Raw genomic sequence first — 22,821 nt, 5'->3', positions numbered from 1 at the left:
ATGGTCTATTCTGCGGATTACATTATACAACAATTGGTTAACGGCCTGGGGTTGGGCAGCGTCTACGCTTTGATCGCCATCGGCTATACGCTGGTCTACGGGATCCTCCGGCTGATCAATTTCGCTCATGGCGACTTGCTGATGATCGGCTCGTATGCGGCAATGGCCTTCACGTTGAACCTGCTTCTTCCCTTCCCGGTGGCGATCCTCCTCTCCATTGCGGTGACAGTGATGATCGGCCTGGTCGTAGAGCGTGCGGCCTATCGGCCGCTGCGAAGCAAGCCGGAGGAAACGACACTGGTCACTTCCTTCGCCGTTTCTATCCTGATTCAAAATCTCGCAACGATGATTTTGTCTCCTCAACCGCGGTCATTTCAAGTTCCATCTTACCTATCCAATATGGTAGAAGTGGGCAATATCGACTTCTCTGTGATGAACATCGCCATCATCGGTCTATCCGCCTTGCTGCTCATCGCCCTTACCTTGTTTATCAAAAAAACAAAGCTGGGCATTGCCATGCGTGCCACCGCAGAGAATATGAACGCTTCGGTACTGATGGGCGTCAACATTAACTCAATCGTCCGTACTGCCTTTATTATCGGAGCTGGACTTGCAGCCGTCGCCGGAGTGATGAACGCAGGCCGCTATGGTCGAATCGAGCCCATGATGGGATTTGTGCCTGGACTTAAAGCCTTTGTTGCAGCCGTTATCGGCGGTATTGGCAGTCTGCCGGGTGCAGCGATTGGCGGTCTGATTCTCGGTTTTGGAGAAATTCTGTTTGTCGGCTTTTTACCGCCGGAGCTGTCGGCTTATAAGGATGCTTTCGTCTTCCTGGCCCTGATCGTCGTATTGCTGATCAAGCCGACCGGAATTTTCGGCAAAGCCGAGGATAGGAGGGTATAACGATGAACAAACCACTCGAATTGAAGCCAAGCCAGACGCGTTCTCGCCTGTCCGGGATGAGAAGCAAGCCTGCGCTCGCAATTTATGCCGGAGTCTTGATCCTTTTGCTCATCGTCGCCAATTTTACGTTAAATGATTACTACTTACGTTTGGTTAATTTGGTTGGGATTAATATCATTCTGGTCGTCAGCCTTAACTTAACGAACGGGTACACAGGCATTTTCTCACTGGGACATGCCGGGTTTATGGCCGTAGGCGCTTATACGACAGCGCTTCTAACCTATCCGCTGGCACGCAAGCCGCTCCTGTTCCCGCAAATGCCAGCGTGGCTGCAGCAAATTGAGTTGCCTTTCGTCGTCGCCATGCTCATCGGTGGAGTTTTAGCTGTCATTTGCTCATTTCTGATCGGCTTCTCCGTATTGAAGTTGCGCGGGCACTACTTGGCCGTATCCACCATGGGTTTCATGGTCATTATCAATGTACTGGCCTCTAACTTAACCGACTTTACCCGAGGAAAGAGCGGTATATCCGGTCTCCCCAAAGTCTCGAATATATGGTGGGTTTACGCCATTGTCGCAATCACGATTTACTTCGTTTGGCGTCTGCTGCATTCCTCTTACGGTCGCGCGATGTTAGCCATCCGGGAAGATGACCTCGCCGCCGAAGCCATGGGCGTTAAAGTGGTGCGGCATAAAATGTTCGCTTTTGCCTCAGGCGCGTTCTTCGCCGCCATCGGCGGCAGTCTATACGGACATTTAATTACAAGCATCAACCCGAGCATGTTCTCCTACTCCATGACCTTCAACCTGGTGCTCATGCTCGTCATCGGCGGCTCGGGGACGATTTCCGGCGCGGTTCTTGGTTCCATTCTAGTGACACTCATCCCCGAGCTTCTACTGAACAAACTGGAACGGGGAGTTGAGCTATTCGGAGTCCAGCTCCCGCAGATGTATGGGATCAGTCAGGTGCTCATGTCCGCAGCACTTATCATCACAATAATCCTCAGACCGAAAGGTCTTTTAGGAAAATAAACAGTCATTTCATGCGGGGGTGAGTGGCATGCAGAGCTGATGAAGAAGAACTAAGTGCGATGTCGGCTAGGTTCACTTAAAAAAAGATGGGAGAAAGATGGCTTATGAAAAAAATGATCGCATTTTTAACGATTATCATGCTAGTTTTATCCGCTTGCAGCAACGGGGGGAGTAATACTTCCTCCAAGGAAAACAACGCGGCGTCCGCGAATGGGGAGAGCAATTCGGTTCGCAGCGGAGGCGAGATCAAAATCGGCGCCTTGTATAATGTGACCGGTGGACAAGCTTCCCTGGACGGACCATCGCTGGCCGGGTTCCAACTGGCAGCCGAAGAGATTAACGCGAACGGAGGCATTAATGGCAAGCAGGTCAAGGTCGTCTCGATCGATGCCAAAACGGAAACCATCTCCGCGACCAACGGCATGCAAGAATTGATCGATGTGGAGAAGGTACCCGTCGTTGCCGGATTTAGCGATACGACTTATGTCCTTGCTGCCGGACCGGTAGCCCAGGAAGCCGGAGTTCCTTTCATTACCTCCGGGGCCACCTCCCCGCTGATTCCTGAACAGGTCGGTGACTTTATGTATATGGCGGCTTTTGGCGATGACGCACAATCCTATGCCATCTCCGATTTTTCCATGGACGAACTGGGGGCGAAAACAGCATGGGTTCTGACGGATACGTCCTCCGACTTTACCGTTAACGTTTCCGCATTTTTTAAAGATCGCTTTACATCCAAGGGCGGCGAGATCTTACTCGAAGACAAATACGACGGAGCTGCCGACACTGACTTCTCCGCTCAAATTACCCGTCTGAAAAGTTTGCCTGAGTTGCCGGACGTCCTGATGGTATCTGCCCTTCCTGACAAAGCCGGAATCGTGGTGAAGCAAATTCGTGATATGGGAATCGAAACTCCAATCCTCAGTGCCGACGGCTTCGATACTCCGGCATTGATCGAAATGGGCGGCACGCCGCAAACGAACAACGTGTTCTTCGCCACCCACGTTGCTCTGGAAAACAGCGATGAAAAAGTGCAAAATTTCGTGAAGGCTTATACCGACAAAACCGGAAACGCCCCAGAGAACGCTTTTGCCGCACTCGGATACGATACGATGTACCTGATCGCTGATGCGATTACACGAGCAGGCAGCGAAGACCCTAAAGCGATTCGCGATGCTTTGAACGCAACCTCGGGATTTAAAACTGTCACAGGTGAAATCAGCTATGGCTCCGGACGTGTACCTGACAAGAGCGTCACGATCATTGAAGTTAAAGATGGTAAATTTGAGTTCCGCAAAAATATTACTCCAGAAAAATAAATAAGAAAGAGGTGTATGTGCAATGGCATTGATCGGAACAAAAATGACTGGTAACCAGTATAAGAACAGTAAAATCGACAAAGTCATCTTTGGGGTAGGAGCCTTTGAAAATCATGGTAATCATATGCCATTCGGAACGGATGCCCTGATCTCCAACATTCTCAGCGAGAAGCTTGCTGAACGCGTCGAAGGCCTGATGGTGCTGCCGCCGATTAACTACGGACTCAGTGAGCACTACAACAAATTTCCGTTTACCGTCAGCCTGACCCCGGAAACAATCACCAACGTCATTAAAGACATCCTTAACGAAATCGTCCGAAATGGCATCACCAAGATCATCATCATGAACGGCCATGACGGCAATATCGCACCGATTGAGTTGGCTGCCCGCGCAGTCAAAGTGCAACATCCCCATGTAACGATCGCCAGTCTTAATGATTGGTGGGTAGCGGCTGGGAAAATGGTGCCGGAAGGGACGTTTGACGTATGGAATGGGCTCGGTCATGCCGGCGAAGGTGAAACCTCGATGGGGCTGGCCTTATTCGAAGAATGGATCGAGATGGAGCACGCCAAGGGCGTTGTTCCGGAACTGCCGGAATTCGTCGAGATCAAATGGCGCTTCGAAGAGCTTACGAATACCGGTGCCTCCGGAGATCCAAGCGTCGCGACCAAAGAAAAAGGTAAGCTGCTGGAAGAAGCCGTTCTGAATGTTCTGGAAAACTTCATTCGCGAAATGGACAAAAAAGATTGGAAGTATGGTTTGAATCAATAATAGTCCCGCATCAATCAGCTGTCCCGAGGCTAGCTTAGCCGAAGGGGCAGCTTCTTTTTTGCACCTCTCCTTAACCTATTCCGTGCGCAAACGTTTGTTTGAATTAAAGGTGATTTTCCGCTAAGAAATGGACGAAATTCCGACTCTATAACGCCTCTGGCACGGTTTTATCTATTTACTTTCGGCAATCTATAGATTAATATTACAGTGTAAAGCAAACGGTTCCACAGAGGAGGTTTTTTATGGCTGTCACCATTAAGGATGTTGCCAAAAAGGCCGGCGTATCGCCCTCTACCGTGTCCCGGGTGCTGTCCAATCATCCTAGAATCAGCGAGGAGACCTCGCGTAAAGTAAAGCTCATTATGGACCAACTTGGCTATCACCCTAACATTATGGCCAAGAGTTTGGTCTCCAAAACGACAAATAGCATTTGTATCCTGCTGCCAAAGTCCGCCGAGGAGTTGTTCTCTAACTTCTTCTTCATGGAACTGATTCGCGGCATTGTCACCCAAGCCAGCCGCTTGGGCTACGACGTGCTGATCAGCTCCGGAGCCAATGAGAAAGAGGAAGTCGAAAGTGTATCCAGACTGCTGAACGGCCGCCGGGTGGACGGGGTCATCTTGCTGTATTCCCGGCAGAACGATCCGGTGATCGAGTTCCTCCATCAAGGGGGTCATCCGTTTGTACTCATTGGGCGCAGCGAAGAATATCCTGATATTTTAACGGTGGATAACGATAATATCCAGGCGTCGTACGACGCCACGAAGCATTTGATCGCGTTAGGCCACGAACGGATCGGGTTCGTCAGCGGACCACCGGAGCTCGTCGTTTCCAAGGACCGATTGAAGGGCTATCAGGATGCGCTTCGAGATGCAGGCTTGGAGAGTCGGCCCGAATGGATTGTCGAAGGTGAGTTTTTGCAGGACAGCGGCTATCGGGCTATGTCGTTCTTCATGAATCTACCGGACCGTCCGACGGCCCTGGTCATGATCGATGACGTCGTAGCGTTTGGCGTGCTTCGCGGCCTGCACGAATTGAAGTACAAGGTACCTGAAGACTTATGCCTGGTCAGCTTCAACAACATCCCGTTGTCCGAGCTCTCAACCCCACCGCTGAGCAGCATGGATATCGGCATTTACAATCTGGGTTACACGGCCTCGCAAGTGCTGATTCAAGCGGTGCAGAACAACAACGACAAGGCCTATCCGAAAAGGCAGATCATTCCGCATCGGCTGATGGTTCGCGAGTCGTCGATGTATTCGGTACCCAAGAAGCTTTGAGGCAACAGGCTGCATTAAACATTGGTTACGAAAAAATAAACGGAAGCACATGCTTCCTTTATTTTTCACGCTTTGTTCAAACGTTTGCACCAATATTCAACATAGAGGAGGTTCATTATGAATCCCATTCAAGCTTGTTTATTTGATCTCGACGGCGTGCTCGTGGATACCGCGAAATATCACTACCTCGCCTGGAAACGGCTGGCCGCGGAGCTCGGCTTCGAATTTACCGAACAGGACAATGAGAAGCTGAAGGGCGTCAGCCGCATGGCCTCGCTCGACATCTTGCTTAGCGTGGGCGGTCTTCAACTGGAAGACCACGTCAAGCAAGAGCTGGCTGAACGCAAAAACAACTGGTATGTCGAGTACATCTCCCAAATGGACGCGTCGGAAATTTTGCCGGGAGCGCTGGAGTTCTTGCAGCAATGCCGGGCTAACGGATTGAAGACCGCGCTTGGTTCAGCGAGCAAGAACGCCCCGATCATTTTGCGGAATACCGGGCTGACCCCGTACTTTGACGCGATCATCGACGGCACCCGCACCACCAGTGCCAAGCCTGATCCGGAGGTGTTCCTGCTAGGCGCTGCGGAGCTGGGCGTCGCCCCCGAAGCATGCGTCGTGTTCGAGGATGCGGAGGCCGGCATCGAAGCGGCCCGTCGTGCGGGTATGCGCTGCGTTGGCATCGGTTCGCCCGATACGCTGGGGCAAGCGGATCGGGTTGTCTCCTCGCTGGGCGATGTTTCGATTACCCTGCTGCAGCAAATCGCCGCGAGCGCGGAATAAGCCCCAAGTGTGAATACCTCTCGTTCTTTTTTTACAGACTAATCTATTTGAAATGACTAAAGGAGCGGTTAATGTGAAACAGTATTTGAAAGTGGATCCCTGGTCCATTCTGGAAGAATCGTTTGATCCGGCGAATCATGAAATTTCGGAAAGTATCTTCAGTATCGGCAACGGTTATATGGGTCAACGTGCGAATTTCGAGGAGCAGTACAGCGGCCCTTTTCTGCAAGGCAGCTACATGGCTGGCGTGTATTATCCGGACAAAACCCGGGTGGGCTGGTGGAAGAACGGTTATCCCGAATATTTTGCCAAAGTGCTGAACAGCACGAACTGGATTGGCATTAACGTATTTGTAGACGGCGTCGCGCTGGATTTGGCCGAATGTCAGGTGAAGGATTTCGTTCGAGAGTTGAACATGAAGGAAGGTTACCTCTACCGCCGCTTTACCGCCGTGATGAAGGACGGCAAGGAACTGGCTGTGGAAGCACTGCGATTCGTCAGCATCGTACGTCATGAGATCGGGGCCATCCGTTACGCGGTAACGCCGCTCAACTTCAACGGGGAACTGCGCTTCGCGCCTTATCTCGACGGCGACGTCATGAATAAGGATTCCAACTATGATGAGAAATTCTGGCTTGAGGTGGAAAAATCCGCCGGTACCGACGTCTCCTACTTAACCGTCAAGACGAAGAAGCTCGACTTCCACGTCACCTCGGTGATGGCATTTGATGTGGAGCAAGGTGGAAAACGCCTGGAGCTCACCCCTGCGTTCCACGAGCAAGAGAAGTTTGTCTCCGCCGAAGTCGCGGTACCCGCCGTTTCCGGTGAGACGGTAACGTTGTACAAATATGTTGCGAATGTGACCTCCCGCGATCATGGGCTTGGCGAGTTGGTGAAAGTGGGCACGGCCGCCCTGCACTCCGCGAAAGAGGCCGGCTTCGATACGCTGAAGAAAGAGCAAGCAGAAGCTTGGGCGAAGAAATGGGAAATGAGCGACATCATCATCGAAGGTGACGTGGCGGCGCAGCAGGCGATTCGTTTTAATATTTTTCAATTAAACCAAACCTACAGCGGCGAGGACGACCGACTGAACATCGGGCCTAAGGGCTTCACCGGTGAAAAATACGGCGGCAGCACCTATTGGGATACGGAAGCTTATTGCTTGCCATTCTACCTCAGCACAGCGGAGTCCGATATCGCCCGCAACCTGCTGATTTACCGCTATAAGCATTTGGAAAAAGCCAAAGAGAACGCCCAAAAGCTTGGTTTCACAAAAGGCGCGCTCTACCCGATGGTAACGATGAACGGCGAGGAATGCCACAACGAATGGGAAATCACATTTGAGGAGCTCCATCGGAACGGGGCGATCGCATATGCGATTTATAACTACGTTAACTATACAGGGGATAAAGCCTATCTGGGCGAATACGGCCTGGAAGTCCTCGTTGAAATCTCCCGCTTCTGGGAAGAACGCGTGAACTTCTCGCAAGTGAAGGGCAAATACGTGATGCTTGGCGTCACCGGCCCGAACGAATACGAGAACAACGTCAACAACAACTGGTACACGAACCGGATCGCTGCCTGGACGCTCGAATACACGCTGGAAGTGCTGGAAGAGCTCAAAGCCCAAGATGCTGCGCACTATGCGGCGCTTGTGGAGAAGCTGGGGCTTCAAGAAGCGGAAACGAAGCAATGGCAGCACATCATCGACAATATGTATTATCCGTACGATGAGGAGCGCGGCGTATTCTTGCAGCAGGACGGCTTCCTGGATAAAGAACTGATTCAAGTGAAGGATCTGGATCCGAAGCATCTGCCGCTGAACCAGAACTGGTCTTGGGACCGGATTTTGCGCTCGTGCTTCATTAAGCAAGCGGATGTGTTGCAAGGCTTGTATTTCTTGAGCGACCGGTACGACCTGGATACGAAAAAACGCAACTTCGACTTCTACGAGCCGATGACCGTTCACGAGTCCTCCCTCTCCCCTTGCGTGCATGCGATTCTTGCCTGCGAGCTGGGCTACCAGGAGAAGGCCTACGAGATGTACCTGCGCACCGCGCGCCTGGATCTCGACAACTACAATAACGACACCGAAGACGGCTGCCATATCACCAGTATGGCCGGCACCTGGATGGCGATCGTGCAAGGCTTCGGCGGCTTGCGCGTTCACGAAGGCGAGCTGGTGCTGCGCCCGTTCATCCCGTCGCACTGGACCTCGTTCTCGTTTAAGGTGATGTTCCGCGGCGCTCGGCTGAAAGTCAACGCCACTGCCGACAGCATCATCGTCACGAACGAATCCGATACGCCAGCAGCGATCCGCATTTACGACCAAAGCTACACGGTCGATGCGAACAGCCAAGTGCAAGCGAAGCGCCAGTAACCTGCGGCGCTGAGCTGAATTTATTGAACCAACCCCCATGGCTTTGCCGTGGGGGTTGGTTTTTGGGGGCGCCCGGCGTTGCGGGGGCCCCAGGGAATAATAACGGTAATAAGTTCCCTTATTTCCGGCGATTGAGCTTCATTTGAACAAATAGCGGTAAAAAATGGCCTTATTTCGGTCCGGCAGGAGCAAAAAGCCCCATTTGGGGGCTCCTGCGGGAGAATAAGGCCATCAAATACCGCTATTTTGTTCAAATGGGGCGTGTACGCGGAAATAAGGGGAATATGAGGCTTATTTCCGCGTACGCCGCCATCGCCGGCAGGCAAGGCTCAGCCGGCCGCCGGCGCAATGCCAAGGGCAACGGGGCTCGTGCCCCTCGCCCTTGCGCGATTACCGCGGGACGGCGAGGACGACGACGCCGACCCCGCGCACCTCCAGCCGTGCTCCGCCGGCTGGAGGCCCCCCTGCTGCAGCGGGCGACGCCGCTGCAGCTTCACCGCTCGCGCCCGCTTCCAGCGCGAGCACGTGCTCGCCGCCAAACCGGACCTCCCACGGTCCGAGGGCGGGCAGCTCCAGCGACAACGCGCCCGGGTTCGCGTTGTAGAGCACGTACAGGTGGCGGTCGGGATCGCCACCGGCGTGGTCGCGCAGCGTGAACGCCACGGCGTGCGGCGGCGCTGCCTCAAAGCGCAAATGCGCTCGAATCTCGTCCGCCGTCTTCAGGCGGAACGCGGGATGCGCTTTGCGCAAGGCGATCAGGCTGCGCATATAGGACACGTCGTCCTGATGCGCAGCGCAGCGCTCCCAATCGAGCCAGTTGACCTCGATGGGCGATTTATAGCTGTTCTCCACGCCGCCCTTCGTACGCATAAATTCCTGACCGGCGTGGAGGAACGGGATGCCCTGGCTTGTCAGCACGATCGCGGAGGCGAGCCGGTGCATCGCCCGGCGTTCTTCGTCCGAAGCGCCCGGCGTAGACAGCTCGATTTTGTCCCATAACGTATGATTATCATGGCACTCCACGTAGTTCACCGATTGAACCGGCTCGACCGCGAACTGTCTGAGCTGCCCCCCATAGTTAATTCCCCCGGCTACGCCGCGCTTCACGCCGTCCTCGAAGCCGTCACCGCCACTGATGAAGCCTTTGCGGTCAAAGATAAAAATATCCCCTTTCACCGCATCCCTCATCCCGTCGTTAAACATGCCGATGCCCGGCAGCTTCTCGGCGTTGTCCTGGTTGGCCCGAAGCTCCTTGGGGAGCACTGTCTCCATCATCCAGCCTTCCCCGATTGTCAGAATCGTGGGGTCGATTTCGTCTAACCGCCGACGGATTTCATTCATCGTTTCGATGTCGATCATTCCCATCAAATCAAAACGGAACCCATCGATATGATACTCCCGCACCCAGTGCAGGATCGACTCGATAATATATTTTCGCATCATCGGCCGTTCGGAGGCGCACTCGTTCCCGCAAAATGTTCCGTCGGAGAACGTCCGATCCGCCTTGTACCGTAAGTAATAACCCGGCACAAGCTTCGTGAAATGAATCAGATATCCATCATATACATGGTTGTACACCACATCCATAATCACGCGTAGTCCGCGGGCGTGCAGCTTTTGGATGAGACGTTTCAGCTCAAGGATCCGGGCAGCCGGATTGTGGGGGTCCGTCGAGTAGGAGCCCTCCGGTACGTTATAATTCTGAGGATCGTATCCCCAATTGTAATGGGGTTCATCCAGACGGCTCTCATCCACACTTTCCTGCGAGTAATCATAGATCGGCAGCAGCTGCACATGCGTGACGCCAAGTCCAGTAATATGGTCGAGTCCCGTCGGAATGCCATTTGGGCCCCGAGTGCCTTCCTCGGTCAAGCCGAGGAACTTGCCTTTTTCACGGATGCCGCTTTGCGGGTGAATCGACAGGTCTCGAACATGCAGCTCATAGATCACCGCATCCGTCGGTGAAGCCAGCGGCGGCTTCTGATCGTTCTCCCATCCTTCTGGATTGGTGCTGCGCAGGTCCAGGATCGCCGTCTTTGTCCCGTTCACCCCCACCGCTTTCGCGTAAGGGTCAACGGCCTCGTTCCACTGCTCCCCCACCTTCACACGGTACGTATAGAATAATCCCCCGCAATCTTCCGCTACCGTCAGGGTCCACGTTCCTTGCACATCCCGCTTCATGGGCAGCTCCTTCACCGGCATTCCGTCCTCCGTTTCGTACAGAACGACGAAGGCTTCGGAAGCGGTGGGGGCCCACAGACGAAAACGAGTTTCTTCCGGGGCATACACTGCACCTAAATCATCACCATCGTATACATACATCTCATCAAACTTCGCATCAAACACCGAGATTCCCCCGGTGACCGTCACATCTCCGTAATCGATGGTACCGTGAAACTCTTTTTGTACCGACAACATCCTCACTCCAATCCCGTTAAATTCAGCAGCACGTGTTTCATTTGAAGTCCGAAGAATTTCGCCCGCACACAGTTAAGAAGCTAAGCCCGATGCAGACAAATCCCCGTAAAAACCTGTTGTCCATACCGCTGAATCCCTCGCCCTCTGGAGTATGCTCATTCATCATATGGCTACTTTTCCCCGAAACGTTCCACAAGCTGTGTCAGGAACATGTAATCATCATCCCCCACAGGCGGTTTCAAATATTCATAGACAACGGGCGCTCTGTCGTTACTTACTCTTTGAGCTTCTTCTTTTCCATGCTCTGTGCCAATGCAGGGCCAAGCTCGCTTTAACGAAAACGTTTACTTCTCTTTATATGCTGGATTATATCACCAGCACCAAGATTAGGTCAATCGTTTGCACAATAGAGGGGATGGTTACTCCATACAAACTAAAAAGGTCGATCAGAAACTTCATCCTGATCGACCTTTTTGCACGCAATACCGCTTAAGCCGCCTCTCCCCCGATATACTCCAAATCCTCCAGCATCAGATTTGCGAAGCTCTGTTTGATGGTTAATCCGCTTTGGACGCTGACCGTTATCTTCAGCGCCTTGAGCTTGATGTCGCGCTCCAGTGGAGTTTTGGCCTTTTGCAGCGAGGCGATTTGGGCTTGCAGGCTGGTGGCCGTGCCATTCGTTAAGAAATAGCCGTGATGTTTGCCCATGTCCACCAGCTCATCTAAGTGCGCAATGTCGATGGTCACTTGGAACGTAAAATCCACCGACATGGTATGTCCCGCTGCATCCGTTGCTTGCACCGTCAGTTTGTGAGTACCAACCGACAGCGAGAACGGAACGATTTCCGCAACCCCTGTGATGGTTCGTCCGTCAAGCCGGTAAGCCGTTGATTTTGGCCCGCTGACCGCGTCATTTACATCAACGTGAAAAGGAACACTCGAAGCAACCTGCAGCACTTGCTGATCCCCGGTGAACGTCACTTCTGGCGCCAGGCGATCTACGTTAATGTACAGCGTCTTGGGCGCTTCCTCGTTACCTGCCCGATCTACGGAGCGATATTCTATCGTATACTTCCCATCGTCTGCAAGCACCAGCGGTTCGGTATACGGAATCCACTCCCCGCCATTCACCCGGTACTCCGTCCGGTCCAAACCGCTGCCTCCTTCATCCTCTGCGTTGAACGTAACCGTAACTTCCGTCTGATTATAGACATCTGCGCCCTCCTTCCCTGCGACATCGCGTTCCGTCACCGGAGCCGTCAAATCCGCTTCGGTGGTGCTCGGCACGACATCAGCCAAGGCCAGCGGCTTCAACTGGTAGGTTCCTCGATAGACGGAGGCGACCCCGCTAATATCCACAGACGTACCTTCCGGGTACAGCGCCACAAAGGCATCCATCGTCACTCCGGTGCGGCCGTCAAACCGCACCCGGGTCGTGCTGCCATCTTCGCGAACGGCGTTAAATTCAAAGGAACCTGCCGGAGTAGCCGCAACCACATCCTGCACTACGACATGAGTCAGGGTGATTAGCTGACCCTGGTTCGCCTCTGTCACCGCCTCCTGAACCTGCGGCTGCGGCAGCGGGGCCGTTCCCAGCTTCTCGATCAGCACCGGATTCTCCAGTTCCACTTCCCCGTTGTACAATGTGCGGGTTGCACTGATCCGGATCAGGTCACCGGCATGATATCCCGCTGCCGTTTGGAAGACGTAAATGCCTCCTGTCTCGTCCTGCAAATAGAAGCCTTGACCGCCAAATACCCCCGGTTCGGAAATAATCACTCCTTGAACCGTGACAACCGTTCCTTCTGCTGCCTCACGCGCTGCGGCAATCGTGCTCAGCTCCGGCACCGGCGGATGGTCGCCCGGCAACGGCTCGGCATCCACATTTGCAATCTCCACCTGCTTCGTGAGCTCGTTCGCGCTGCCTTTTTTCAGACGTAAGTTAGCGCTTGTGGCGGTTACCCCCGGCTTCAACTGAACGGTCAAATCCTTAGATGCATGACCCAAGGAATCGCCTGTGAGCGAAAACGCCGGGCTGTAATTGTAATCCGACCAGCTGCCGTCCGCATTCTGGAATCGGGCGATCTGCTCGCCGCCGGCCAGGTAGATGCCTACCCGCAAATCGGATACCGTCTGCCCCGGCGTTAAGCCGTCTGCAGTCACGCGGATCTGAAATTCTTGCTGGCTTGGCAACTGCGCTTGATGGACAAAGGCAAACGTCGGCTCTGTTTCCGGTGCTTGCGACGAACCGTACGAACCCGGCTTAAACGTAGCCGGATCATACCACTTGTATCCGGGTGCAGGCTGTGCCCACGGCTCCGGCTGCGGCTCGGTTGTGGCCGCGGGCTCCTCGTCTGCGTCCAGCACAGTTGGTGTATCCAGCACCAGTCCCGGCACCTGATCAAAGGAAGTATAGTTCTCGTCATATGCCAGCCATTTCACGGTTTGCACCAGGAACAGTCCGTCGTCCACTTCCTTGAAGCCGTCATACGTCGTTTTCTTCTGGCCGTTTTCTTCCCGTACATACTTGGGTGTTGCGTCTTCCACCGGCGAAGAATCGCCGATAAACGCGGCCTTCCCAAGCCCCAGCTTGGCGATGGCTGCATAAGGGCCTTCCGCCCGGCCGCCGCCATTATAGACGCCTTCATCAACAGCATTCCCCCAGGCCGGAACGCCGGTAGGGACGTAAACAAGTCCTTTGGCCTTCTGCGGATCGAGAATGGCCACGGTTGACCCTGCATGCATGGCGACCGCATCTACGCCCGCCGTAATGCCAAACGATTGCGAAGGGCTGACGATATCCGTTGCATTCACGTCACCCAGCGCGTTATAGCGGAAGCGAACGCCAAAGTTGTCTGCTAACCAGTCGGAGCTGCTCACCCCCTGCATCGCAGGTGAATTGGCCTCTTCGGTTGTCATCCCTTTCGCCGGATTTTCGTAGGCCCCGCGGCGATAACCGTTAAACACCTCAGAGGCGTCCCAGCGGTTTTTGTTACGGTCAGCATTATAATGGTCAGAGATGAAGAATACAGCGCCGCCATTTTCCACGTACTGCACCAATGCTTCCTGCTCAGCGGTCTTAAACGGAATGTTCGCTTCAGGAATCACAAAGACGTCATAAGGCTCCAATGTTTCGTAGGTAATCGCCGTTTCCCCAAACGTATATGGGATTGGGCGGTCCAGCGATTCTACCGTAAAACCGGCCGCCCGCAGCCCATCGGCAAAGTCAGAGAACCCGCCGTCAATGACCCAATCCGCTGCTCCGGCGGTTTGGCCGTGGGCGTTGTCAAACAGCACCTTCTTGCCGTTGCCGTCCGGAAGCTCGGGGATGTCACCCGGATCTGGATCTTGACCCGGGTCCTCCCCGGGATCCTCGCCAGGGTCTTCACCCGGTTCTCCCGGCTGGTCTTGGGATAATGAAATCTCGGTTACATTCTTTAATCCCGCAAAATTGTTGTACGCCGCCAGTGAACCCGATACGACCACCGACTTCCCGATCAAATCCGGGTTGCTTTGCAGGCCGAACTCCGCTCTGAAGCTGGAAGGAATCTGTACGTCGATGAGCTTCGTCTTATCCTGTTCCCCAGCCGTATCGGCAATCAGGAAGTTAAAATCGTTGCCAAAGGGCGCCTCAAAGTCCGCCGTAAGCGATCCTGTCGCATGGCCCACGATGATGCCGGCCACTTCCGCAACTTCGCCGCTGTTCCCTTTGGCAATCGCCTCCGCAACGCTGAGCGGAGCGGCAGCGATTTGCAGCAAGGCCTCGCTGCTGTTTGGTGCTGCGTTAATCTGCGCCCCTGTCCCGGCCGTCGATATATCCACTGCCACATCGGCAGGCTGTGCTGCCGCTTGGGATGCCCACCCCGGCAACCCGGTTACGGTTAATGCACCGGCTAATAAGAAACCTAACCATTTCCTGCGCCAAGCGTTCGCCTTGCCCTTACCCATAAATTATCGATTCCTCCCCATGCGCTTGTTTTTGATGGACTACCTCCTCATCATACTTATTTTAAAATTGAGCATTATTTCCTGTCGATTAAAATTATGTAAAATCATCCCTCTCTTTATAAACCTCAACGCTTCACAATGAAAGAAAAACGGGTACGGCCCCTCTGTTTCAAGGACTGTACCCGTATGACGATATGTCTTATACTCCTGCTTTCTCGATCATTCCGCGGGCGATCCATACTCCAGCTGCTCCCGCTTGAGCTAAGCCGCGAGTAATTCCTGCGCCGTCGCCGCCGCAGAACAGGCCGCTGATTTCCGTTTCCAGCGATTCGCTCAGCTTCGGACGGGCCGAATAAAACTTCGCCTCTACCCCGTAGAACAACGTATGCTCCGAGGCAATCCCCGGCGTCACTTTATCGAGCGCCTCGACCATCTCGATCAAGCTCTTCATCGTATTGTACGGCAGCACCAGGCCGAGATCACCCGGCACCGCTTCCTTCAGCGTTGGCTCCAGGAAGCCTTCGGCAATCCGCGCAGCGGTAGAGCGGCGTCCGCGCAGGATATCGCCGTACTTTTGCACGATGACCCCGCCGTTTGATAGATCGTTGGCCCGCTGGCAAATTTCCCGCGCATACTCGTTAGGTTTATCAAACGGTTCAGTAAACCGATGTGATACGAGCAGCGCGAAGTTGGTATTCTGCGAACCCAAGGCTGGATCTTTATAGGAGTGGCCATTGGCCGCCATCACGCCGCTGTGGTTCTCGACCACGACATGTCCGGAAGGATTGCTGCAGAACGTGCGTACCCGCGTACCAACCGAAGTGTTGAAAATAAATTTGCCCTCATACAAATGCTCGTTGATCTCCCGCATCACCACATCGGAGGTCTCTACGCGAACGCCAACGTCTACCTGATTGTTCGTCATTTTCAGGCGACGCTTCTTCAGTATCTCGGTTAACCACGCAGAACCGTCCCGGCCTGGAGCGACCATCACCAGATCGGCCTCATACGTTTCGCCGTTCTTCAGCGTGATCCCTCGGACTTGGTGGCTTCCCTCGATTTTTTCCGTGATCAGGTCCTCCACTTCGGCCTTAAACAGCATATCAATGCGCGTGTTGAGATATTCGTAGATCGATTTCAGGATTTCCAGATTCTGCTCAGTCCCCAGATGGCGCACCTGCGCTCGCAGCAGCTTGAGCCCGGCGGCATATCCGCGCTGCTCGATTTGTCGGACCGCTTCGGTCATCGGATCGGTGATGGTGGTCGTCGCCCCGTGCTCCAGGTTGATCGCATCGACGTATTTGATCAAATCCAGCACCTTGGACGGCGCAATGTAATCGCTCAGCCAACCGCCGAATTCCGTGGTAATATTAAATTTCCCGTCGCTGTATGCTCCAGCCCCGCCAAATCCAGCCGTGATCGAGCAGGCCGGCAAGCAACCGGCAAATTCCTTACGCCCGGCCGCAGGCGGGCAAAGCGTAATCTTCTCCTCTAAGATCGGGCAACGGCGGCGATAGATATCGTGCCCCTTGTCCACCAGAAGCACCTTCCAATGCGGCGCTTTCCGGGTCAGTTCGTAACAGGCGAAAATTCCGGCAGGGCCGGCTCCCACTACAATGACATCGTATTTGCTCATCTGTATCCTCCTGAGATGGTTAATCATTCACATGATAAATAAAAAAAATTCCTGACCTCTCATAGGTATGCGTATGCACCCTATTCGTAGTCAGGAATTTATGGTTCCTTGTAGAGACCCTCAATCCATATTATTGAGGATATACGAACTTGTTCTCTATTTCTATGGACTTGTTTTTGTTTTGGAACAACCTGAGTATAAGCGCGATAAACGGATAAGTCAAGATAAAATTAAATCAAATATTCGTGTTTTGAAACAAAACAAAAGATAAAAACGTGGCTAATTTCACAACCTGCACCGAAAACACGAACATTAATACCCTATCTACCTTATGAGCAGGTTCGCATGAAGAAGGGAGTTTATTGTATAATAGTGATAGATTCACGTCATTATATTAAATTATCGAGGAGTAGATGCATCGAATGGACAGTGACAGGTATTTGGTTTTGAATGTGGTTTTGGTCGTTTTACTTATCGCGTTAACGGCGTTTTTCGTCGCGGTAGAGTTTGCGATCGTTCGGGTCCGGGGAAGCCGGGTTGATCAGTTTGTGGCGGAAGGACGGAAGGGTGCCGTTGCCGTCAAGCAGGTCACCTCAAACCTGGACGGATTTCTATCAGCTTGCCAGCTCGGAATTACGATCACCGCGCTGGGACTCGGATGGCTGGGAGAACCAACGGTGGAGAGCATGCTGCATCCCCTGTTCCACAGCCTGAACGTACCTGAGGCAGTTGGCAGCGCGCTTTCGTTTATTATCGCGTTTGTCGTCATCACGTATTTTCACGTTGTGGTAGGTGAGTTGGCCCCTAAAACCGTGGCGATCCGCAAAGCTGAAGAAATTGCCATGATTACAGCCAAGCCTTTAATTCTTTTTACGAAAGTCATGCGCCCTTTCATTTGGGCCCTAAACGGTTCTGCCAACCAGCTCGTGCGCCTGTTCGGCGTCAAGCCGGCCTCCGAGCATGAGGAAGCGCACTCTGAGGAAGAACTGCAGATCATCATTAACGAAAGCTTCGAAAGCGGCAAAATTAATCAAAGCGAATTTGGCTACGTGAATCGAATTTTCGCATTTGATAATTTGCTCGCCAAGGAAATCATGGTACCTCGCACCGATATGGTGTGTTTATATACGGACAAGACGCGGCAGGAGAACTTGGAAATCATCCGGGAACAACAATACACCCGTTTTCCGGTTGTGGATGGCAGCAAGGATAACGTCATCGGGATCGTAAATACGAAGCAGTTCTTCTTGGCTTATGATCACAATCCAAATCTGGATTTTTCCGCTCTGCTGCAGCCGGTGATGGCTGTCTCCGAGGTTACTCCAGTGAATGAGTTGCTGAAGAAGATGCAGAAGGAAGGCACCCATATGGCGATCCTGATCGACGAATACGGAGGAACCGCCGGTCTCGTTACTCTGGAAGATATTCTGGAGGAGCTTGTCGGGGAAATCCGCGACGAGTTCGATAAAGAAGAGGAAGATCCGATTGTCCAGCTGGACGAATCGCATGTGGTAGCCCTTGGCACCGTGACGGTAAATCAGATCAACGAAGTGCTGCTAACCGACCTGAGCACAGAAGAAGTGGATACCATCGGCGGTTGGCTCTATGGCAGAAATCCATCGATGGATGTTGGAGACACGCTGGAGCATGAGGATTTAACCTTCAAGCTGTTGGAGAAGGAACCACACCGCTTCAAGAAGCTTGAGATCGTAAAGCACGGCTCATAATGTTAAAAAAAACGCGAGCACAGAGTAAATTCTCTGCAGGCTCGCGTTTTTGATTAAGGCTTAAGTGCGATTAAAGCCGAATTATTTTTTTCTGATCCGCAGACTTAACAATATCGCTTACTTTGACGGTACCCGTGATTTTTCGGGGAACCCCGTTCACCTCATAAGCAATTTCGACATAAACGGAATCGTGAGGCCCAACCTTAACGCCTTGGATTAAATTACGTGTACTATAATAGATCTTTCCCTGAAAAGAGTCGGGTAACATAAAAGGATCGTCCGCTTGGCTTATAGAAAGAATAGATTTCCCCCCAATAGTTAATCCGTAAGCAACACCGGTAAAATGCTTGTTGTCTCCCACAACTTCCAAATGATGATCTGCTAGATATAGAGAGTTAGGATAAGTCACAAACTCAATATCATTGATCCTCAGATCCGCTGTTTCGATTGCAAAGTTATAGACTTTCGGCTCCTGGTGAAAACGAAATGGATTGTAGATCAAAACGATCATGACCACGATCAGTCCGAGGCCAATAGACGTTAGCACAACGTTCTTGGTATTCATGCTGCCTCTCCTTTTAATCTAAGTTAGGTTACAAATGCATGTTGGTTAAAGGATTAAAGAGAGACACTTAAGATGTCTCTCTTTATTTATATGATCAATATGGTAATTTGGTATCGACGTATAATTTTCCTCTTATCGCCCCAAGCCAAAGAGAACAGGTTGTTCCAATCGTAGTATCTATACCGTTCCCTTCCCATGAAAACTTGAGGTTAGCTTTACTAAACCAATAAGAACGAGCTAAAGCCGATCTTGATTTCTCAATATCCTCAACTTCACTTACAAGATGTCTTTTACACCATTAACATCAACAAGTTGATTAGCCATAGATGCAGAACTTGACACTCTCTCATAATTGCTAGCATTAGCAGTACCCAAAGAAACGAACAACAACACAATGGATAACAATAACACCGAACTTTTCTTCATCATTCAACCGCTCCTTTATGTTTTTTGTTGTCACATAAAGGATAATAAAGGAAAATGAATCAAGTGTAAGTTATTTTTATCACTAATTTCCATTATTTATCACTAACGCAATGCGAATATTCATTTACCGCAGCAGGCGCCGACGCAGCTCCACCACTTCCTCATCTCCGGGGGTCTCCTCACCGTATCGAGTTCCATAATACAGTTGGAGCAAAGGGTCGGCCGTAGACTCCAGTTCTTGCCGGACGGCCGCTTCCGCGGCCTCGGTAGTACCGCCGCCGGTACCCACAAGCCGCTTTCGCTTCCCGGCTCTGGCCAATTTAGCGGCTTCCGCCTGCCGGGCCGCCTCCTGTTTGATCTCTTCCACCGTTTCCCGCGGGGTCAAATGCGGTTGAATCCGGTAACCCTGCTCATGCTCTTTACGCAAAAACAATCGATACAAATAACGCACCCGTTCCCGGTTGTCCTTCATCTCCTCCCACCGCTCCGGTGGTTTCCCGGTTCGCAGCAAGCGTTCACCGATCTTGCGCCATCCTTGCAAGGCAGACTCCCAGGTAAACAGGCTCGTCTCCTCATCGCGGAAGGCCGCCTGCTCCGCGGGGGCGCTTTCCCGGCGCAACAGGGCAAGCAGGCGGTCCATCGCCTTGCGCCAGATTCCCCCGGCGTTCTTGTAGAGCCAATACAACGCAAAACCTAGCAATGCAGCCATCAGCAAGCCGCCAAAAACATAAAAAGCATAATCTAAAATTCGCACCAGCCAATCCGAATCCTGCGACTCCACCTGCAGCATGGGCTCCATCGGCGGGGCCTCCACTCCCGGCGGATCTAATGGCTCGGGTTTCTTCGGCTTCCGGAGCAGCCAGCTCACGACCGCTCGAATGAGTGCCATCAGGAGATCGCCGATCCACCGACCCACGCCAGCCGCCAGCAGCACAGCGGCAATAACGATCACGCCGACAAATAAACGGTTATGGCGGCGGAGACCCGCAGGCAACCGCTCTCCCGAATCGCCGGATTGCGAACTGTAGCGCAGAAACTGATGGTTCGTCACGAACAGAGCCATGGCCAAGCTGAATACGCCAGCCCAGGTGATGAGCGGGACCGTCGCTTGCAGCGCTTCGATTCGCGGGTAGAAGATCCCCGCCAAGAAATAGAGGCCTAGCCCAACCCAATACGTCCGAAAATGGCCCTGGCGATTCCGAACCGTGAGCCCTTGCAGCGAGCAGAATACGCCGGCGGCAAACAGCGCCACCGTTTGCAGCAGCGCAATAGCGGTGGAGGCCAGCGCAGACTCCTGGCTGGCCGATGCGGCGTCACCGAAGCCCAGGGCGCTCGCGCCCCCTGTCCAAGCAAAGGCAACCGCGGCCGCGGTATAACCCGCGCCCAAGGCGAGGCTCACAGCCCCGCGCTGCCACAGCTTGCGCAGCCGGCCTCCAGGCAGGACGCCGGCCAGCGAGAGCAATGGCAGCAGGCCAAGCCCCGTGATCGGAAGCTCCGGCGGCCGCAGGAACACCGCGAACAAGATCCATGCCGGAAGCAGCAGCACGTATTCCATCAGGCAAGCGAGGCCTAACCGCAGCGCCTGCACCAAGTAAGCGAATTCATTTTGATGCGAATCTCCGTATTCACCCTTGTCGTTCATCCCGTCACCCCTCCTGATCTTCCGCCGAAAGCCGGCTCGCGACCTCTTCCAACATCTATCCGTACGTAAAGCTCTTCTTCATCCAGCTTCATCATATCACAGAGAAGTGGACTGCGGGCATCGTTGATTCGCTGGATGAGCAGCGGATTTTTTCCTCGCTTCCGAAACAAGCTGGCTGAATTCCCCCTTCCCAATTATGAAAAATGAGATATAATAAGCATAAACAACAGTTCGTTATAACGAACATTCTAACGAATGGCGATACCCCTCGACACGCCTTGAACATCGTCGGCAGTTTTTCAGAGTGAGGGCTACATCGCAAGGAAGGGAAAGGATGGGGACGATTTGAAAAGGATGAGGTATCGAAGCTTCCGCAAATACGCCGCAGCCATTTGCGCGGCGTCCATCCTCGTCGGGGTGGTGTGGCATGCAGGACAGGCCAGCGCCGCGGATACCTTGAAGCTGCGGATCGGAACGGAGCTTGACAGCGAGCTGCCGATGACCAATCTAAAGCCCGGGGACCGGGTTGAGCGGACGTTTACGGTCGCAAATGATGGCAGCATCGCTTTTGATTACAAGGTGCGGACCCGTTTTGTCTCGGGGGACACCGAATTTTTCGATGTCCTTGAGTTAACGGTAAAGGATGGGGACACCGTCATTTATGACGGCGCACTGCATCTGCAGCAACAAGAAATTGCGTTAGGACGGCTTGCAGCCGGCGGGGAGAACGAGCTGGATTTAAGCGTGAAATTCCCGGAAGAGGCCGACAACGAATATCAAGGCAAAGCGGCAACGATTGCGTTCACCTTCTCGGCCTATGCTGAGGAGCCGTCAAACGGCGGGGGAGGCGGCTCCAATCCTCCGGGCGAGGGGCCGAATCAGCCGAATGATCCAACACCAGGGAATAACGGCAATCCTCCAGGCAACCCTGGCACGAATTCGGGCCAACCCACCGAGGAGCAACCGGGTAACCCTTCCGGGGAAGAGCCTGGTCCTTCTACACCGGAGCAGCCGGAAAATCCAACTCTGCCGGAACCGGAGCCTCAGTCGCAACCACAGCCGGAGGAGTCACCTCAACCGCAGCTGCCGGCTGATCCAGGGCCAGGACCGGGCGACGGCGGGTCAGGTATGATCAAGGAGCTGCCGCAAACGGCGAATCCGTGGTATAACCTGATTCTGGTCAGCTTGATTGCTACGGTCGGTACCGGCATGTTCCTCCGCAAATCCAGACGGGAGTAAACAATGCGACGCAAACGTTCGTTATTACGAATGGCTGCATGGCTGGTATTTTCCTGCTCCCTGGTTGTATTGGCCTACTCCATTTATCAAGTGATCCAGGCTCCGTTGGAGGCACAGCAAGCTCTGCGGCAATGGGATGAACTGCAGCGGGAGACGGATGGGGATCGCGCGGTACGGTCCGCAGACGAAAATCCGTTGTCCCCCGCTTTGGCCAGCAAGCTTCAGCAGACCGCCGGTGATGGAAAAGCCGCTGCGCCTGCTCAGATCGCTGAGGATGGCGAGCTTCTTGGCAAGATCGCCTTCCCTTCTCTCGATCAGCGTTACGCAATCCTGGAGGGAACCGGGAACGCCCCTCTTAAGCAAGGGGTCGGGCATGTTACCGGCACCCCGCTCCCGGGAGAGAACGGCAATAGCGTTCTCGCCGGCCATCGGGATACTGCATTTCGCAGCATCGGCAAGCTGCAGGCAGGGGATCGGATCGAAGTGGAGACTGCCGCCGGCAGCTTTGTCTATGAAGTGACGGGCCGGAGAATCGTTGACGCGGACGATGCCGATGCGGTGCAGGCCTCCACCGAGCCGGTGCTGACGTTGATTACCTGCTACCCGTTTACCTACGTCGGGCCAGCCCCGGATCGATTGCTGCTGACGGCAAAATTAATAGGAGAAGCGCCGGATTCCTGACCGGCGCTTCTTCTTGTTAAGATATCAGCGTACTATGTCAAGTAGAATTTTTAGGTTTCTGGGTAACCCAA

The 22,821-nt window shown here is 53.4% G+C and carries 16 protein-coding genes and 1 riboswitch; of the genes, 10 read left to right on the top strand and 6 right to left on the bottom strand.

From position 1 onward, the window contains the following. The 7 genes from RW092_RS22345 to RW092_RS22315 all read left to right on the top strand — a co-directional run bounded on the left by RW092_RS22345 (position 1) and on the right by RW092_RS22315 (position 8,468). A complete protein-coding gene (locus RW092_RS22345) occupies positions 1 to 903 on the top strand; it encodes a branched-chain amino acid ABC transporter permease (RefSeq protein WP_316011348.1) in 903 nt (300 codons plus the stop codon). Positions 904 to 905: 2 nt separating this feature from the next. Continuing rightward, entirely contained in the window at positions 906 to 1,934 is a 1,029-nt protein-coding gene (locus RW092_RS22340; protein WP_316011347.1) for a branched-chain amino acid ABC transporter permease, read from the top strand. 104 nt (positions 1,935 to 2,038) lie between these two features. After that, positions 2,039 to 3,253, top strand: coding sequence for an ABC transporter substrate-binding protein (locus RW092_RS22335; protein ID WP_316011346.1), 1,215 nt, complete (start codon positions 2,039 to 2,041; stop codon positions 3,251 to 3,253). Positions 3,254 to 3,275: 22 nt separating this feature from the next. Continuing rightward, positions 3,276 to 4,025: a creatininase family protein gene (locus RW092_RS22330; RefSeq protein ID WP_316011345.1), complete on the top strand. Its 750-nt coding sequence runs from the start codon at positions 3,276 to 3,278 to the stop codon at positions 4,023 to 4,025. 242 nt (positions 4,026 to 4,267) lie between these two features. Then, positions 4,268 to 5,305, top strand: a complete 1,038-nt coding sequence (locus RW092_RS22325; RefSeq protein WP_016313725.1) for a LacI family DNA-binding transcriptional regulator — start codon at positions 4,268 to 4,270, stop codon at positions 5,303 to 5,305. A gap of 117 nt (positions 5,306 to 5,422) precedes the next feature. Further along, positions 5,423 to 6,088, top strand: coding sequence for a beta-phosphoglucomutase (gene pgmB, locus RW092_RS22320; RefSeq protein WP_085170530.1), 666 nt, complete (start codon positions 5,423 to 5,425; stop codon positions 6,086 to 6,088). Positions 6,089 to 6,161: 73 nt separating this feature from the next. Next, on the top strand, positions 6,162 to 8,468 hold the full coding sequence (locus RW092_RS22315) for a glycoside hydrolase family 65 protein (protein ID WP_316011344.1): 2,307 nt from the start codon (positions 6,162 to 6,164) through the stop codon (positions 8,466 to 8,468). A gap of 390 nt (positions 8,469 to 8,858) precedes the next feature. Here RW092_RS22315 and pulA read toward each other — a convergent pair whose 3' ends face one another. The 3 genes from pulA to RW092_RS22300 form a co-directional block, all read right to left on the bottom strand. Beyond that, positions 8,859 to 10,883, bottom strand: a complete 2,025-nt coding sequence (gene pulA, locus RW092_RS22310) for a type I pullulanase (RefSeq protein ID WP_316011343.1) — start codon at positions 10,881 to 10,883, stop codon at positions 8,859 to 8,861. Positions 10,884 to 11,375: 492 nt separating this feature from the next. Continuing rightward, on the bottom strand, positions 11,376 to 14,834 hold the full coding sequence (locus RW092_RS22305) for a DUF6359 domain-containing protein (protein ID WP_316011342.1): 3,459 nt from the start codon (positions 14,832 to 14,834) through the stop codon (positions 11,376 to 11,378). Positions 14,835 to 15,033: 199 nt separating this feature from the next. Then, positions 15,034 to 16,470, bottom strand: coding sequence for an NAD(P)/FAD-dependent oxidoreductase (locus tag RW092_RS22300; protein WP_085170526.1), 1,437 nt, complete (start codon positions 16,468 to 16,470; stop codon positions 15,034 to 15,036). 67 nt (positions 16,471 to 16,537) lie between these two features. Beyond that, positions 16,538 to 16,637, bottom strand: a riboswitch (purine riboswitch). A gap of 255 nt (positions 16,638 to 16,892) precedes the next feature. Between RW092_RS22300 and RW092_RS22295 the strand changes: the two genes are divergently transcribed. After that, positions 16,893 to 18,197 carry a hemolysin family protein gene (locus RW092_RS22295; protein ID WP_316011341.1) on the top strand — a complete coding sequence of 435 codons (1,305 nt, stop codon included), beginning with the start codon at positions 16,893 to 16,895 and terminating at the stop codon, positions 18,195 to 18,197. Positions 18,198 to 18,267: 70 nt separating this feature from the next. On the opposite strand, the gene RW092_RS22290 is transcribed toward RW092_RS22295, so the two are convergent. The 3 genes from RW092_RS22290 to RW092_RS22280 all read right to left on the bottom strand — a co-directional run bounded on the left by RW092_RS22290 (position 18,268) and on the right by RW092_RS22280 (position 21,000). Next, a complete protein-coding gene (locus tag RW092_RS22290; RefSeq protein ID WP_028537537.1) occupies positions 18,268 to 18,762 on the bottom strand; it encodes a hypothetical protein in 495 nt (164 codons plus the stop codon). 550 nt (positions 18,763 to 19,312) lie between these two features. Continuing rightward, the gene (locus RW092_RS22285) at positions 19,313 to 20,830 is read right to left on the bottom strand and encodes a hypothetical protein (RefSeq protein ID WP_316011340.1); all 1,518 of its coding nucleotides are present in this window, start codon (positions 20,828 to 20,830) and stop codon (positions 19,313 to 19,315) included. After that, the gene (locus tag RW092_RS22280; RefSeq protein ID WP_316011339.1) at positions 20,827 to 21,000 is read right to left on the bottom strand and encodes a hypothetical protein; all 174 of its coding nucleotides are present in this window, start codon (positions 20,998 to 21,000) and stop codon (positions 20,827 to 20,829) included. The genes RW092_RS22285 and RW092_RS22280 overlap by 4 nt, the downstream gene beginning before the upstream one ends. 184 nt (positions 21,001 to 21,184) lie before the next feature. Between RW092_RS22280 and RW092_RS22275 the strand changes: the two genes are divergently transcribed. Continuing rightward, the gene (locus RW092_RS22275; RefSeq protein WP_316011338.1) at positions 21,185 to 22,069 is read left to right on the top strand and encodes a hypothetical protein; all 885 of its coding nucleotides are present in this window, start codon (positions 21,185 to 21,187) and stop codon (positions 22,067 to 22,069) included. Positions 22,070 to 22,072: 3 nt separating this feature from the next. Continuing rightward, positions 22,073 to 22,750 (top strand): class D sortase, encoded by a 678-nt coding sequence (locus tag RW092_RS22270; protein WP_316011337.1) that lies wholly within the window; start codon positions 22,073 to 22,075, stop codon positions 22,748 to 22,750. Positions 22,751 to 22,821 lie beyond the last annotated feature (71 nt).

The sequence above is a fragment of the Paenibacillus sp. 3LSP genome (genome assembly GCF_032465655.1).
Classification (GTDB): Bacteria; Bacillota; Bacilli; order Paenibacillales; family Paenibacillaceae; genus Fontibacillus; species Fontibacillus barengoltzii.
The sequence above is the reverse complement of the archived record's forward strand: the minus strand, read 5'-3'. Positions and strand labels throughout refer to the sequence as shown.